Raw genomic sequence first — 15,165 nt, 5'->3', positions numbered from 1 at the left:
GCCCCCGCGTCCTGGCGTTAGCGTCGTGGTGTGACCACACTTCCCACTCCCCTGCTCTTCACGCCCCTGACCATCCGCTCCCTCACCCTGCCCAACCGGCTGTGGGTGTCGCCGATGTGCATGTACAGCGCCGTCGACGGCGTGCCGCAGGACTGGCATCGCACGCACCTGGCGCAGTTCGCGTCCGGCGGCGCCGGGCTGATCGTCGCAGAGGCGACCGGCGTGGTTCCCGAAGGACGCATCTCGCCGCGCGACACCGGCATCTGGAACGACGAGCAGCGCGACGCCTGGGCCCTCGTCGTCGACGATGCCCACGAGCGCGGCGGTCTGATCGGCATCCAGCTCGCCCACGCCGGGCGGATGGCCTCGACCTGGTGGCCGTGGGCCGACCAGCACGGCACCGTGCCGGTCGCCGACGGCGGCTGGCCCACGGTCGCCCCCTCCGCCATCGCGTTCGACGGGTACGCCCCTCCGGCGGCTCTGGACGCGGCCGGCATCGACCGGATCGTCGACGCGTTCGCGGACGCCGCCGGACGCGCCCTGGATGCCGGATTCGACGCGCTCGAGGTGCACGGCGCGCACGGCTACCTGCTGCACGAGTTCCTCTCGCCGCTGTCGAACGTGCGCGACGACGAGTACGGCGGCCCGCTCGAGAACCGCGCCCGCCTGCTCCTGCGCATCGTCGAGCGGGTGCGCGCGGTCGCCGGCGCCGCGACACCGGTCTTCGTGCGACTCTCGGCCACCGACTACGCCGAGGGCGGGTTCACTCCCGAGCAGGCCGCGCAGGTGGCCGTCTGGGCGATGGATGCCGGTGCCGACCTCGTCGACGTGTCGAGCGGCGGCATCGTCGCGCGACCGCGGATCGACTACCGCCCCGGCTTCCAGGTGCCGTTCGCGGAGACCGTGCGCGCGGGAGGCCGCGTGCCCACCGCCGCCGTCGGGCTGATCACCAGCGGCGAGCAGGCCGAGCAGGTCCTCGCCTCGGGCGCCGCCGACGCGATCTTCGCGGGCCGGGAGTGGCTGCGCGATCCGCACTTCGGGCTGCGCGCCGCCCACGAGCTGGGCGCCGAGGTGCCCTGGCCGCCGCAGTACCGGCGAGCGCACTGGCGCTGAACGTCGCACGCCGGCCCCGGCAGGGATGACCTGCCGGGGCCGGCGCGTGTCAGGCTCGGATCAGCGTCCGTGACCGCGGCGAGTCGCGTCCTGCACCTCGCCGACGAGCTCCTCCAGGATGTCCTCGAGGAAGAGCACCGCGGTGGTCGCGCCCGAGCGGTCGCGCACCTTGGCGAGGTGACGCCCGGCTCGGCGCATCGAGGCGAGGGCGTCCTCGAGGTCGGTCTCCTCCTGCACCGGCAGCATGTGGTGGATGCGCTTGGCCGGCAGCGGCTGGGAGATCTTCTCGTCTGGCTCGGGCCCCTCCGCCACGCGAAGCACGTCCTTCAGGTGCACGTAGCCGATCGGCGTCTGCTCGTCGTCGACGATCACGTAGCGCGAGAAGCCGTAGCGCGCGACCGCCCGCTCGACGTCCTCCGGGGTGGCCGTCTCGGGCAGCGTGATGAGGTCGGCGAGCGGCACGGCGATGTCGCGTGCCTTCTTGTCGGTGAACTCCACGGCCGCGGCGACGGCGCCCGACGAGTCGGTGAGCACGCCCTCGCGCCGCGAGCGGTCGACGATCGTCGCGACCTCCTCGAGCGTGAACGTCGAGGCCGCCTCGTTCTTCGGCTCGACGCCGAACAGGCGCAGCACGCCGTTCGCGATGCCGTTCAGCGCCCAGATGATGTGGCGGAACACGCGCGACACCCAGACCAGCGGGGGCGCGAGCATGAGCACGGCGCGGTCGGGGATCGAGAAGGCGAGGTTCTTCGGCACCATCTCGCCGAACACGACGTGCAGGAACGACACGAGCGCGAGCGTGATCACGAAGGCGCTCACGGAGATCACCGCCGGATCCCAGCCGAGGGCGTGCATCGGCACCTCGAGGAGGTGATGGATCGCCGGCTCCGACACGTTCAGGATCAGCAGCGAGCAGATCGTGATGCCCAGCTGCGAGGTGGCGAGCATGAGCGTGGCATGCTCCATCGCGTACAGCGCGGTCTTCGCCGCCCTGGATCCGCGTTCGGCGAGCGGCTCGATCTGCGAGCGGCGCGCGGAGATGACGGCGAACTCGCCGCCGACGAAGAAGGCGTTCGCGGCGAGCAGCACGACGAGCCATACCAGTCCTGCCCAGTCGCTCATCGCTCCTCCTCCATCGCGTCCGCGGCCGGGTCGGCGGTGTAGCGGACGCGGTCGATGCGCCGGCCGTCCATCCGCACGACGCGCAGCACGCCGGTGTCGATCCGCACCTCGTCATCGATCACCGGGAGCCTCTCGAGCAGGCTCATCATGTAGCCGGCGACGGTGTCGTAGACCTCGCCCTCGGGGACCTCGATCCCCGTGCGCGAGCGCAGCTCGTCCGGACGCAGCTCACCGGGGAACGTGATCGAGTCGACGCGGCGCACGATGCCCGCGCGGGAGCGGTCGTGCTCGTCGGACACCTCGCCGACGATCTCCTCGATGAGGTCCTCGAGCGTGACGATCCCGGCGGTGCCGCCGTACTCGTCGACCACGACGGCCATCTGGTACCCCTTGGTGCGCAGCTCGGCGACCAGCACGTCCAGGTGCACGGTCTCGGGCACCCGCAGCGGCTCGGTGCTCAGCGCGCCGACGGGGACCTCGGCGCGCTTCTCGCGCGGCACCGACACGGCGGCCTTCACGTGCACGACACCGGTGATGTCGTCGAGGTCGTCGTCGTACACCGGGAAGCGGCTATGGCCCGTGCGCCTGGCGAGGCGGATCACGTCGTCAGCCGAGTCGCCCACCGAGATGGCGTGCATGCTCGGCCGCGGCGTCATGATGTCGTCGGCGGTGAGGCGGGCGAAGTTCAGGCTCCGATCGAGCAGCGTCGCGGTGTCCTTCTCGAGCACCCCCTGGCTCGCGGAGCGGCGCACCAGCGAGGAGAGCTCCTCGGCGCTCCGTGATCCCGAGAGCTCCTCCTTCGGCTCGATGCCGATGCTGCGCAGCACCCCGTTCGCGCTGCCGTTGAGCAGCACGATGGCGGGCTTGAAGACGGCCGTGAACGCCGTCTGGAACGGGATCACCAGCTTCGCCGTGGCCAGCGGTAGCGCGAGCGCGAAGTTCTTCGGCACGAGCTCGCCCAGGATCATCGAGAGGAAGGTCGCGATGAGCATCGCCACCGTCACCGAGACGGGCGTCGCCACGGCATCCGGGATGCCCCACGCGTCGAGAAGCGGCGCGAGCAGCTTCGAGATGGCGGGCTCCATCGTGTATCCGGTCAGGAGGGTGGTCAGCGTGATGCCCAGCTGCGCTGACGACAGATGGGTCGACGTGATCTTCAGTGCGCGGATCGTCAGGCTGAGGCGGGATTCACCCCTCGCCTGACGTGCTTCGAGCTCCGCCCGGTCGAGGTTGACCAGAGCGAACTCGCTGGCGACGAAGAGGCCCGTCCCCACGATGAGCAGCAGCCCCACGCCCAACAGCAGGAATTCCATCAGCTGTGTCCCTCGAGTCCCTCGAGGAGCGGGCAGTGGGGCGGTGTACTGCAAGAAGGAGGGTCGTCCATAGTTCGCCCGATCTTACAGAATGCGGCTGTGCCGGATGGGGCGAAACGGTCAGCGGCGCGGGCGATTCGGAATCCGTTTGGCGTTAGGCTTGATGACTGTTACGCAAGTGCGACCCTGGCGCTGCATTCGGCGACGGGTGGCACGAGAGCTTCAGCGACGAAAGAGGGCGATAGAGCGTGTCGAACCAGGTGACCGGCGTCGGTGGCGACGGGGGGTTCGGAGCCAACTCCTGGCTCGTGGATGAGCTCTACGAGCAGTTCCAGAAGGACCGCAACTCGGTCGACAAGGAGTGGTGGCCGATCCTCGAGCAGTACACGCCGGATGCCGCGGCTCAGCCTGCCGGCGATGCGCCGGCGGAACCCGCGCACCCCGTCACCGCTCCCATCCCCGTGATCGGCGCTCAGCCGGTCGCGCGCACGACGGCGAAGCCCGCCAAGCAGGCGCCGATCCCCGCTCAGGCGCCCAAGCGCGAGGCGAAGGACGAGGCGCCCGCCGAGGAGGAGCGCGTCACGCCGCTGCGCGGCATGCCGAAGACCCTCGCAGCCAACATGGACCAGTCGCTGTCGGTGCCGACGGCGACGAGCGTGCGCACGATCCCCGCGAAGCTGATGATCGACAACCGCATCGTCATCAACAACCACATGGCACGCACCCGCGGCGGCAAGGTCAGCTTCACCCACCTCATCGGATGGGCGCTGATCCGCACGCTCAAGGAGTTCCCGAGCCAGAACGTGTTCTACGCCGAGGTCGACGGCAAGCCGTCGGTCGTGGCGCCCGCGCACGTCAACCTCGGCATCGCCGTCGACATCCCCAAGCCCGACGGCACCCGCGCCCTGCTCGTGCCGAGCATCAAGCGCGCCGACACCATGACCTTCGGCGAGTACCTGTCGGCCTACGAGGATCTCATCGCCCGCGCCCGCAGCAACAAGCTGACCGCCGCCGACTTCGCCGGCACCACGGTCTCGCTGACCAACCCGGGCGGCATCGGCACGGTGCACTCCGTGCCCCGTCTGATGAAGGGCCAGGGCTGCATCATCGGCGCCGGCGCCCTCGACTACCCGGCCGAGTTCCAGGGCTCGAGCCAGCGCACGCTCACCGAGCTGGGCATCGGCAAGACCATCACGCTCACCAGCACCTACGACCACCGCGTCATCCAGGGGGCCGGCTCGGGCGAGTTCCTCAAGAAGGTGCACGAGCTGCTGATCGGCGAGCGCAGCTTCTACGAGGACATCTTCGCGTCGCTGCGCATCCCCTACCAGCCGATCCGCTGGAACGCCGACATCGCCGTCGACCTGGCGGAGCGCGTCGACAAGCAGTCGCGCGTGCAGGAGCTGATCAACTCCTACCGGGTGCGCGGTCACCTGATGGCCGACATCGACCCGCTCGAGTACGTGCAGCGCTCGCACCCCGACCTCGAGATCGAGAGCCACGGGCTCACCTTCTGGGACCTGGACCGCGAGTTCGTGACCGGCGGCTTCGGCGGCCGGCGCGTGATGAAGCTGCGTGACATCCTCGGCGTGCTGCGCGACTCGTACTGCCGCACCCTCGGCATCGAGTACATGCACATCCAGGATCCCGAGCAGCGCCGGTGGTTCCAGGAGAAGCTCGAGGTCAAGTACGTCAAGCCGAACCACGACGAGCAGCTGCGCGTGCTGCGCAAGCTCAACGAGGCCGAGGCCTTCGAGACCTTCCTGCAGACGAAGTTCGTCGGGCAGAAGCGCTTCTCGCTCGAGGGCGGCGAGTCACTGATCCCGCTGCTCGACGAGATCCTGCAGGGTGCGGCGAACGCCGGCCTCGACGGCGCGGCCATCGGCATGGCGCACCGCGGCCGCCTCAACGTGCTCACCAACATCGCCGGCAAGACGTACGGCCAGGTCTTCCGCGAGTTCGAGGGATCGCTGACCCCCGGCAACCAGCGCGGCTCGGGCGATGTCAAGTACCACCTCGGCACCGAGGGCACGTTCGTCGCCGAGGACGGTGCCGAGCTGCCCGTCTACCTCGCCGCCAACCCGTCGCACCTCGAGACCGTCGACGGCGTGCTCGAGGGCATCGTGCGTGCGAAGCAGGACCGCAAGCCGATCGGCACCTTCGCCTGGCTGCCGATCCTCGTGCACGGCGACGCGGCCTTCGCCGGTCAGGGTGTGGTGGTCGAGACCCTGCAGATGTCGCAGCTGCGCGGCTACCGCACCGGCGGCACCGTGCACATCGTGGTCAACAACCAGGTCGGCTTCACCACCCTGCCGACGGACTCGCGCACGTCGGTGTACGCCACCGACGTGGCGAAGACCATCCAGGCTCCGGTGTTCCACGTGAACGGCGACGACCCCGAGTCGGTCATCCACGTCGCGCGGCTGGCGTTCGAGTACCGCGAGCGCTTCCACCGCGACGTCGTCATCGACCTGGTCTGCTACCGCCGCCGCGGTCACAACGAGGGCGACGACCCGTCCATGACGCAGCCGCTGATGACCGACCTCATCCAGGCCAAGCGGTCGGTGCGCAAGCTGTACACCGACGGCCTCGTCGGCCGTGGCGACATCACCGAGGAGGAGTACGACCAGGCCAAGGCGGACTTCCAGAACCGCCTCGAGATCGCCTTCGCCGAGACGCACGCCGCCGAGACCGGAGCGACGCCGATCGCCCCCGACCTGCCGCCGGTCGATGCGCAGGTGGGCGCTCCCGACGTCACCGGCGTGCCGCTCGAGGTGGTGCACCTGATCGGAGACGCGCACGCGAACAAGCCGGACGGCTTCACCGTCCACTCCAAGCTGCAGCAGCAGCTCGACAAGCGTGTGACGATGAGCCGTGAGGGCGGCATCGACTGGGGCTTCGGCGAGCTGCTGGCCTTCGGATCGCTGCTGGTCGAGGGAACGCCGGTGCGTCTCGCCGGACAGGATTCCCGCCGTGGCACGTTCGTGCAGCGGCACGCGGTGCTGCACGACCGGCGCAACGGACAGGAGTGGCTGCCACTGGCCAACCTGTCCGACAGCCAGGGCCGCTTCTTCGTCTACGACTCGCTGCTCAGCGAGTACGCGGCGCTCGGGTTCGAGTACGGCTACTCGGTCGAGAACCCCGACGCACTGGTGCTGTGGGAGGCGCAGTTCGGCGACTTCGCGAACGGCGCCCAGTCGGTCATCGACGAGTACATCTCGGCCGCCGAGCAGAAGTGGGGCCAGCAGTCCAGCGTGGTCATGCTGCTGCCGCACGGGTACGAGGGTCAGGGCCCCGACCACTCCTCCGCACGGATGGAGCGCTTCCTGCAGCTGTGCGCGCAGGAGAACATGTACGTCGCGCGCCCGTCGACGCCCGCGTCGTACTTCCACCTGCTGCGCCGCCAGGCGTACGCCCGTCCGCGCAAGCCGCTGATCGTCTTCACCCCGAAGGCGATGCTGCGTCTTCGCGGTGCGACCAGCGAGGTCGAGGACTTCACCGCCGGCCGCTTCGAGCCGGTGATCGACGACGACCGCGGTCTCGACCGCAGCGCCGTCACGCGCGTGCTCGTGCACTCCGGCAAGATCCACTGGGATCTGCGCAGCGAGCTCGAGAAGAACCCGAACCCCGAGATCGCGCTGGTGCGGCTGGAGCAGCTGTACCCGACGCCGATCGACGAGCTGAAGGCGATCACCGACTCGTACCCGAACGCCGAGCTGGTCTGGGTTCAGGACGAGCCCGAGAACCAGGGTGCCTGGCCGTTCCTGGCGCTGCAGTTCGCCGAGGTGCCCGGCCCCCGCCCGTTCCACGCGGTGACGCGTCCGGCTGCGGCGTCGCCGGCCACCGGCTCGTCGAAGGTGCACGCCACCGAGCAGGTCGCCCTGCTGAAGACGGCGCTGACGGTCGGCTGACGCGCGAGCGGATGCGGAAGGCCGCAGCTCTCCTCGGAGGGCTGCGGCCTTTCCCGTCTTTTGCTGCCGGTCAGTACCAGATGCCGAGCAGGACCGCCGGGGCGGTCAGGAACGCACGCGAGAGCGCGCTCAGCGCGTCGCCGTCGCCGTGCACCCGGCCGGCTGCGGCGAGCTGTGACGCGGGCACTCCCCCGGCGTAGATCGTCGAGAGCTCGACGACGCCGAGCGTGACGTCCGGCGAATCCGACGTCGCGGCGATCCGGCACCGGCCGCTCTCGTCGATCCTGATGCGCCAGTCGCCGGCAGCGAACCCGAGCGGGTCCTCGACGCGCAGCACGATGTCGAGCGGCGCGCTGTAGGTGCGTGCGCCGAGCGCGGCCTCGATGTCGAGCACCCGCAGCCACCCGTGGTCGTGCACCTCGGCGGTGACCGCCCTCTGGTCCGCCACCAGCCACGGCAGCGGGTCGTCGAGGGGACGCAGGTCGACGCGGGCCGTGGTGACCAGATCGTGCTGCACGACGAAGCGCCAGATCGCGCGCAGCGCCTCGTCGGAGGCCGTGATGATCGAGCGGATCCGCATCTCCGAGCGGAACCCGCCCGGAAGCTCGGCGAGGGTGTACGCCATGGCGCCCTGCACGGCGCCGTCCGCATCGATGAACCGCACACCGCGCACGGCGGCGGCCTCCTTGTCCCCCGCAGCGAGGCCCGCCATGCGCTGCCACCTCCCGCGCCACCCCGCGATCTGCCCGGAGCGGTGCGAGCGCGATGCCTCGTGCAGCCGCTCGAGATCGTCGGCGAGGGTCTGCTTGTCGGCGTAGACGAGGCGCCCCGCCGATGCCTCCCCGCCGGCCCAGCCGGCGCGTGCCGTGTCGAGGGTGAACCGCATCACGGGCACCGCGGGGCCGAACCCGTATCGGCCGTAGATCGTCGCCTCGGATGCGGTGAGCCCGGCGACCGGCGCACCGGCCCGCGCGGCCGCTCGCAGCTCGCCCTCGAGCAGGTCTCGCGCGATGCCTCGTCGACGATGGGTGCCCGCCACGGTCACCGAGCTGATCGCCCACATGTCGACCTCCCCACCGGGGAGGGTGAGCGGTGTCACCCAGCTGTTGACCGTCGCGATCGGCCAGGTTCCGGCCGCCGGATCGTAGACGCCGATGTTGCGCCGTGCGCGCATCGTCTCCCGCGCCTGCGCCAGCTCGGCGTCGGTGGGATCCTCATCGAGGAAGCCACGCGAGTCGGCGCGGAGGAAGCCCTCCGCGTCGGCGTCCACCGCCATGTCGGCGATGCGATAGTCCAGGCCCCTCTCGCGCAGGCGGCGCTGCGAATCCGGGTCGACGGAGATGATGGTCTCTTCCGGTGCGGTCATCCACCCAGCCTAGAGGGACGCGATCTCGCCCTCAGTGCGTCGCCTGCGCGGCCCGCAGACGGGCGAGCACCTGGTCGCGCAGCTCTTCGGGCGCGGTCTCCTTGCAGGCGCGTGCCACGACATCGGTGAGGGTCTTCGCCACCAGCGCCTCGTCCTTGCACGCCTCGCAGTTCTCGAGATGCTCGCGGATCTCGGTGTGCGCGGTACGGCAGACCTCGTTGCGGAGGTACTCCTCCAGATCCCGGCGCGCCTTCTCGCAGCCGCAGTCGCTCATTTTCTGCTCCTCGGTTCGGCCGCGCGGATTCCCCGTTCAGCGGCGTAGTCGGCCAGCAGCTCGCGGAGCATGCGCCTGCCACGATGCAGACGGCTCATCACGGTGCCGATGGGGGTCTTCATGATGTCGGCGATCTCCTGGTAGGAGAATCCCTCGACGTCGGCGAGGTAGACCGCGAGGCGGAAGTCCTCGGGGACCTCCTGCAGGGCATCCTTCACGACCGACGCCGGCATGTGGTCGATCGCCTCCGCCTCGGCCGAGCGGCTGTGCGATGCCGTCGTCGACTCGGCGCCGCCGAGCTGCCAGTCCTCCAGGTCGTCGATCGCGCTCTGGAACGGCTCGCGCTGACGCTTGCGGTAGAGGTTGATGTACGTGTTGGTGAGGATGCGGTACAGCCACGCCTTCAGGTTCGTCCCCTGCGTGAACGTCGACCACGCGCCGTAGGCCTTCACGAAGGTCTCCTGCACGAGATCGGCGGCGTCGGCCGGGTTGCGCGTCATGCGCATGGCTGCCGCGTAGAGCTGATCCATGAAGGGGATCGCCTGCTCCTCGAAGTCGCGTCGAGGATCGCGGGAAGCTGTCTCGTCCATCACCGGCCAGTCTAGGCGGGAGAGCACGTCGTCAGCAGAGACATCGTCGGTGCGGTCGCGCAGGGCACTCGCCGTCATGTGTCTTCTCCTCTCCGTCTGTCGCAGGCTTCACTAGGCTTAGAACCGATGAGCACTGAACGGTATTCCCCTGCACCCGCTCGAGGCCGGTACGTCGCCCCGGTCGCCGAGCACGCCGTGCGCGCGTCCGTCACCGTCCCCGGCTCGAAGTCGCTCACCAACCGCGAACTGGTGATCGCCGCGATCGCCGACGGACCGGGCCGGCTGATCCGTCCGCTGCACTCGGACGACTCCCGACGCATGATCGAGGCGCTGCGCCAGCTCGGAGTGGGCATCGAGGAGGAGCCGTCCGACGGCGACTTCGGCCCCGACCTCCTCATCACGCCCGGCCGTCTGCGTGGCGGGGTGACGGTCGACTGCGGCCAGGCCGGAACCGTGATGCGCTTCGTCGCTCCGCTCGCCGGGCTCGCCGACGACGAGGTGCACCTGACCGCACATGAGAGCGCCCTGCACCGTCCGATGGGCGCGCTGATCACCGGGCTGCGCGATCTGGGCGTCGACATCGACGACGAGGGCACCTGGTCGCTGCCGTTCACCGTGCGCGGGCACGGGCGCATCCGCGGGGGCAGGGTCGAGATCGACGCCTCCGGGTCCAGCCAGTTCGTCTCGGGGCTGCTGCTCGCCGCGCCACGCTTCGACGTCGGACTGCACCTCGTGCACACCGGCGAGCACCTGCCGAGCCTGCCCCACATCGACATGACGATCGAGTCGCTCAGCCGACGGGGCATCCGCATCGAGCGTCCCGCCGCGGGCGAGTGGCTCGTCGAGGCGGGCGTGCCGAGGGCGAAGGACATCGCGATCGAACCCGACCTGTCCAATGCCGCGCCGTTCCTCGCCGCAGCGCTGGTGACCGGCGGAGAGGTCACGGTGACCGGCTGGCCGCTGCACTCCACCCAGCCGGGGGCCCTGCTGCCCGACATCCTGCATGCCCTCGGCGCCCACACCAGCCGGCACGGCGGTGCGCTCACGGTGCGCGCCGGCGACGGCATCCGGGGCCTGGACATCGACCTGTCGGCGGCGAGCGAGCTGACCCCGACCATCGTCGGTCTCGCCGCCTTCGCCGACGGCCCCACCACCATCCGCGGCGTCGCGCACATCCGCACGCACGAGACCGACCGGATCGCGGCGCTCGTGAACAACCTCCGCGCCCTCGGCGGGGAGGCGGAGGAGCTGCCCGACGGCCTGCGCATCATCCCGCGGCCGCTGCGCGGCGGTGTCTGGCCGGCGCACCACGATCACCGGATGGCGACCACCGGCGCGCTCATCGGCCTGCGTGTCCCGGAGGTCGAGATCGACGACATCGGCACGACCGCGAAGACGCTGCCCGAGTTCACCCAGCTGTGGGAGCGCATGCTGACGGGCGCCATCGCGTGAGCTGGCTCGGCGACGACGACCTCGACGATGTCGAGGACTTCGACGAGAGCCGCATCCGCACCCGCCCCAACCCGAAGGCGAATCGCCCGCGCACCAAACGCCGCCCCGCCCACGACGATGCGGTCATCGGACGCATCCTCGGAGTCGATCGCGGCCGGTACAGCGTGCTGCTCGACGAGGACACCGCCGACGAGCGCATGATCACCGCGGCGAGGGCCCGCGAGCTGCGACGCACGCCGATCGTGACCGGGGACCGCGCCCGCGTGGTCGGCGACCTGTCGGGCGACGAGGGCACCCTCGGCCGCATCGTGAGCATCGTCGAGCGCACCTCGCTGCTGCGCCGCAGCGCCGACGACACCGACCAGGTCGAGCGGGTCATCGTCGCGAACGCCGATCAGATGCTCGTGGTCGTGGCGGCGGCGGATCCCGAGCCGCGAGCGCGCCTGGTGGACAGATACCTCGTCGCGGCGCTGGATGCCGGCATCCGCCCGCTGCTCGTCGTGACGAAGACCGATCTCGCCGACCCCGCCGACTTCCTCTCCCACTTCGATGGCCTGGATCTGACGGTGTTCACCAGCGCGCGAGGGCAGATGCCGGTCGACGAGATCGGCGAGGCCCTCGTGGGCCATTCCACGGTGTTCGTCGGTCACTCCGGGGTGGGCAAGTCGACGCTGGTGAACGCGCTGGTCCCCGACGCGCACCGCGCGACCGGACACGTCAACGAGGTCACCGGCCGCGGCCGGCACACGTCGTCGTCGACCGTGTCGCTGCGCTACGTCGGCGCCGCGGGCAGCGGGTGGGTGATCGACACCCCCGGTGTCCGCTCGTTCGGGCTCGGACACGTCGATCCCGCCAACATCCTCACCGCGTACACCGAGCTCGCGCAGATCGCCGCGGACTGCCCGCGCGGATGCACGCACCTGGCCGACGCGGAGGACTGCGCGTTGAACGAAGCCGCGGCCGACGGCGAGCTGAGCGAGACGGGACAGGCTCGCCTGGAGTCTCTGCAGCGACTGCTGGCCACCTTCGCCGGATAGGCTGGCCGGGTGACGACTCGCCTGGAACCCGGTACCCCCGCCCCCGACTTCTCGCTTCTCGATCAGGACGGCAGGGCCGTCTCGCTCGCCGATCTGCGCGGCCAGAAGGTCATCCTGTACTTCTACCCGGCGGCGATGACTCCGGGCTGCACGACGCAGGCGTGCGACTTCCGCGACAGCATCTCATCGCTGCAGGCCGCCGGGTACACCGTGGTCGGCATCTCCCGTGACGAGCCCGAGAAGCTGCGCGCGTTCCGCGAGCGCGACGGGCTCACCTTCACGCTGCTCAGCGACCCCGACCACGCGGTGCACCTGGCGTACGGCGTGTGGGGCGAGAAGATGAACTACGGCAAGGTCGTCGAAGGCGTCATCCGCTCCACCTTCGTCATCGACGAGCAGGGCACGATCAGCGCGGCCCAGTACAACGTGAAGGCGACCGGTCACGTCGCCCGACTGCGCAAGATCCTCGGCATCGACGCCTGAGGTCAGGGCTCGGTGTCTCGCTCGGCCCTCCGGCTCGGGCTCAGTCCCGAGCGCTCGGTTCTGCGCCACGGTGCAGCCGCGGGTCCGACTCCCCGTCGCGCCGCGTCGCGGTGATCAGCAGAACCAGACCGATCAGTGCCGTCCCGCCGACGCCGAGCGTGAACAGCCACACCTTCGGCTCCAGGCTGAGGGATGCCAGCCCGAGGGCGACACCGAGGACCTGGAACACCACTCCCCCTGACCGCGCCCACGAGGCGCGACGCAGGGTGCCCCACGCGAACGCACCGAGGGCGCCGGCCGCGATCAGTGTGAGCACGATGAGCGCGATGCCGCCGACGGTCGACGATGCCTCGCCCGCCCCCAGTGCCAGCAGCTCGATGATGCAGACGACCCCGAGGGCGACTGCCTCGAGGGCGAGCACGATGGCTGCGGCGATGGTCGGGCCGGAAGTGCGCACGGGGACTCCTCTCAAGAGCTGTGGAAAAACCCTTGATTTCAGATGGTTTCTGTAACACAATGGAACAAGCCATGTGCTCCCACATCGGAGTGGGGCGGGCGATCGCCCGCATCACCAGGGTAGCCGACCCCGATCCGCTCACCCGATCTGCGCGCCGCGAGAACGGCGCCCCGCACCGAAACACCTATCTCTGAGGAGCCCCCGTATGGACTGGCGCGATAAAGCAGCCTGCCTGACCGTCGACCCCGAGCTGTTCTTCCCCGTCGGGAACACCGGCCCCGCTGTCGATCAGATCGAGAAGGCCAAGGCCGTCTGCGCCACCTGCACCGTCACGGAGATCTGCCTGCAGTACGCCCTCGAGTCCGGCCAGGACTCGGGCGTGTGGGGCGGTCTGTCCGAAGACGAGCGCCGCGCGCTCAAGCGCCGCGCGGCCCGCGCACGCCGCGCCGGCTGACGCAGCCGCTCCGCTCGGGGCTCCGAGCGCACACGATCGGATCAGCGCCGGTCATCCTGCGGGATGACCGGCGCTCATCCGTGTGCCGGCGGCTCGCGGCGGGACGAGGGTCAGACGGAGATCCAGCGCATCGGGATCTCGATGATCACCTCGGTGCCCTCTCCCTCCGCACCCTTCCACTCGATGCTGCCGCTGAGCTCGCCCTGGATCAGCGTGCGCACGATCTGCGTGCCGAGCCCCTGACCCACCCGTCCCTCGGGCAGACCGTGCCCGGTGTCCGCCACGGTCACGCGCAGCAGCTCCGAGGTGCGGGTCGCCTCGATGCGCACAATGCCCTCCTGGCCCGCGAGCCCGTGCTCGACGGCGTTGGTCACCACCTCGGTGAGCGCGAGCGCCAGCGGTGTCGCGTATTCGCTCGGCAGCACGCCGAAGCGCCCCTCGAGCTGCGTGCGTGCGCGCGTGTTGGGCGCGGCGGCGACCTCTGCGACGAGCTTGAGCACGCGGTCGAAGACCTCGTCGAAGTCCACGGTCTGAGCGAGCCCACTGGCCAGCGTGTCGTGCACGACGGCGATCGACTCGACCCTTCGCATCGCCTGGGTGAGCGCCTCACGCGCCTCGTCCGAATGCGTGCGCCGCGCCTGGATGCGCAGCAGCGAGGCGACCGTCTGCAGGTTGTTCTTCACTCGATGGTGGATCTCGCGGATCGTCGCATCCTTGGTGATCAGCTCCTGCTCCTGGTGACGCAGCTCCGACACGTCGCGGCACAGCACGATGGCGCCGATGCGGGTGCCGCGATCCTTGAGCGGGATGGCTCGAAGCGACACGGTGACGCCACGCGCCTCCATGTCGGTGCGCCACGGAGCCCGGCCGGTCACCACCACGGGCAGCGACTCGTCGACCTGACGCGACGGGGGGACGAGCCGCGTGGTGACCTCGGCCAGCGACTCCCCCTCGAGCTCGTCGTCGAAGCCCATCCGATTGAACGCGGACAGCGCGTTGGGGCTCGCGAACGTCGTGATGCCGTCGACGTCGAGCCGGATCAGTCCGTCGGAGGCGCGCGGCGCACCGCGGCGCGGCGCGGTGGGAGCGGACAGATCGGGGAACTCTCCGGAGGCGATCATGTGGAACAGGTCGTTCGCGCACTCGTCGAAGCTGATCTGCTGGCGCGACGGCATCCGCACCTCGCCGAGGTTGGTGTGCCGGGTCAGGACCCCGATGATCTCGCCCTCGTCGTTGCCCTCGCGGCGGCGGATCGGCACGGCGCGGACCCGGGTGGGGGTCTCCTCGAACCAGTCCGGTGAGGACGAGTCGACGATCGTCCCGGATTCGGAGGCCGCCTGCACCTGGGTGCGCCACTGCGGGCGGACCTTCTCGCCGACGAGATCACGGTAGAACAGCGTGGCGGCGCCGCTGGGGCGCGAGTGGGTGACCGCGATGAACGAGCCGTCGGAGGTCTTGATCCAGATCACCATGTCGGCGGAGGCGAGGTCGGCCAGCAGCTGGCCGTCGCCGGCCAGGCGGTGCAGCCATTCGACATCGGCATCCGTGAGGAGACCCTGGGCGTGGACGAGGTCGCTGAGTGTTGACACGGAT

The 15,165-nt window shown here is 70.2% G+C and carries 14 protein-coding genes; 7 read left to right on the top strand and 7 right to left on the bottom strand.

All coding sequences use genetic code 11. The features are described 5' to 3' along the window. Positions 1-30 precede the first annotated feature (30 nt). A complete protein-coding gene (locus AB0O65_RS04330; protein ID WP_071641430.1) occupies positions 31-1,113 on the top strand; it encodes an NADH:flavin oxidoreductase/NADH oxidase in 1,083 nt (360 codons plus the stop codon). Between the two features lie 60 nt (positions 1,114-1,173). Here AB0O65_RS04330 and AB0O65_RS04325 read toward each other — a convergent pair whose 3' ends face one another. Beyond that, on the bottom strand, positions 1,174-2,235 hold the full coding sequence (locus AB0O65_RS04325; protein WP_071641432.1) for a hemolysin family protein: 1,062 nt from the start codon (positions 2,233-2,235) through the stop codon (positions 1,174-1,176). Beyond that, a complete protein-coding gene (locus AB0O65_RS04320) occupies positions 2,232-3,548 on the bottom strand; it encodes a hemolysin family protein (RefSeq protein ID WP_071641434.1) in 1,317 nt (438 codons plus the stop codon). The genes AB0O65_RS04325 and AB0O65_RS04320 overlap by 4 nt, the downstream gene beginning before the upstream one ends. Before the next feature lie 248 nt (positions 3,549-3,796). Here AB0O65_RS04320 and AB0O65_RS04315 point away from each other — a divergent pair, with 248 nt between their 5' ends. Continuing rightward, positions 3,797-7,459 carry a multifunctional oxoglutarate decarboxylase/oxoglutarate dehydrogenase thiamine pyrophosphate-binding subunit/dihydrolipoyllysine-residue succinyltransferase subunit gene (locus AB0O65_RS04315; protein WP_071641436.1) on the top strand — a complete coding sequence of 1,221 codons (3,663 nt, stop codon included), beginning with the start codon at positions 3,797-3,799 and terminating at the stop codon, positions 7,457-7,459. 70 nt (positions 7,460-7,529) lie between these two features. On the opposite strand, the gene AB0O65_RS04310 is transcribed toward AB0O65_RS04315, so the two are convergent. Genes AB0O65_RS04310 through AB0O65_RS04300 form a run of 3 tightly spaced genes read right to left on the bottom strand, consistent with a single transcriptional unit; the run spans position 7,530 to position 9,689 of the window. Then, positions 7,530-8,825: a GNAT family N-acetyltransferase gene (locus AB0O65_RS04310; RefSeq protein WP_363383308.1), complete on the bottom strand. Its 1,296-nt coding sequence runs from the start codon at positions 8,823-8,825 to the stop codon at positions 7,530-7,532. A gap of 31 nt (positions 8,826-8,856) precedes the next feature. Beyond that, positions 8,857-9,099 carry a zf-HC2 domain-containing protein gene (locus tag AB0O65_RS04305; protein WP_191711813.1) on the bottom strand — a complete coding sequence of 81 codons (243 nt, stop codon included), beginning with the start codon at positions 9,097-9,099 and terminating at the stop codon, positions 8,857-8,859. Beyond that, positions 9,096-9,689, bottom strand: a complete 594-nt coding sequence (locus AB0O65_RS04300; RefSeq protein ID WP_143187138.1) for a sigma-70 family RNA polymerase sigma factor — start codon at positions 9,687-9,689, stop codon at positions 9,096-9,098. Before AB0O65_RS04300 ends, AB0O65_RS04305 begins: the two co-directional genes overlap by 4 nt. Before the next feature lie 126 nt (positions 9,690-9,815). On the opposite strand from AB0O65_RS04300, the gene aroA reads away from it, so the two are divergent. From aroA to bcp, 3 genes are read left to right on the top strand one after another with little or no spacing between them, the layout of a single operon-like run. Further along, positions 9,816-11,141, top strand: coding sequence for a 3-phosphoshikimate 1-carboxyvinyltransferase (gene aroA / locus AB0O65_RS04295; protein WP_071641444.1), 1,326 nt, complete (start codon positions 9,816-9,818; stop codon positions 11,139-11,141). After that, positions 11,138-12,178, top strand: coding sequence for a ribosome small subunit-dependent GTPase A (rsgA, locus tag AB0O65_RS04290; RefSeq protein WP_071641447.1), 1,041 nt, complete (start codon positions 11,138-11,140; stop codon positions 12,176-12,178). The genes aroA and rsgA overlap by 4 nt, the downstream gene beginning before the upstream one ends. A gap of 9 nt (positions 12,179-12,187) precedes the next feature. After that, positions 12,188-12,661 carry a thioredoxin-dependent thiol peroxidase gene (gene bcp, locus AB0O65_RS04285; protein ID WP_363383305.1) on the top strand — a complete coding sequence of 158 codons (474 nt, stop codon included), beginning with the start codon at positions 12,188-12,190 and terminating at the stop codon, positions 12,659-12,661. Positions 12,662-12,701: 40 nt separating this feature from the next. Here the strand turns inward: bcp and AB0O65_RS04280 are convergent, their stop codons facing one another. Continuing rightward, on the bottom strand, positions 12,702-13,118 hold the full coding sequence (locus tag AB0O65_RS04280; protein WP_363383303.1) for a hypothetical protein: 417 nt from the start codon (positions 13,116-13,118) through the stop codon (positions 12,702-12,704). A 71-nt stretch (positions 13,119-13,189) separates the two neighbouring features. Here AB0O65_RS04280 and AB0O65_RS04275 point away from each other — a divergent pair, with 71 nt between their 5' ends. Further along, positions 13,190-13,312, top strand: coding sequence for a hypothetical protein (locus AB0O65_RS04275; protein WP_256221010.1), 123 nt, complete (start codon positions 13,190-13,192; stop codon positions 13,310-13,312). A gap of 11 nt (positions 13,313-13,323) precedes the next feature. Then, positions 13,324-13,572 (top strand): WhiB family transcriptional regulator, encoded by a 249-nt coding sequence (locus tag AB0O65_RS04270; RefSeq protein ID WP_071641453.1) that lies wholly within the window; start codon positions 13,324-13,326, stop codon positions 13,570-13,572. Positions 13,573-13,682: 110 nt separating this feature from the next. Here the strand turns inward: AB0O65_RS04270 and AB0O65_RS04265 are convergent, their stop codons facing one another. After that, the gene (locus AB0O65_RS04265; RefSeq protein ID WP_071641455.1) at positions 13,683-15,161 is read right to left on the bottom strand and encodes a PAS domain-containing sensor histidine kinase; all 1,479 of its coding nucleotides are present in this window, start codon (positions 15,159-15,161) and stop codon (positions 13,683-13,685) included. Between the last annotated feature and the right edge of the window lie 4 nt (positions 15,162-15,165).

This window comes from Microbacterium sp. NPDC077391 (genome assembly GCF_040686955.1).
GTDB classification, from domain to species: domain Bacteria; phylum Actinomycetota; class Actinomycetes; order Actinomycetales; family Microbacteriaceae; genus Microbacterium; species Microbacterium commune.
The sequence above is the reverse complement of the archived record's forward strand: the minus strand, read 5'-3'. Positions and strand labels throughout refer to the sequence as shown.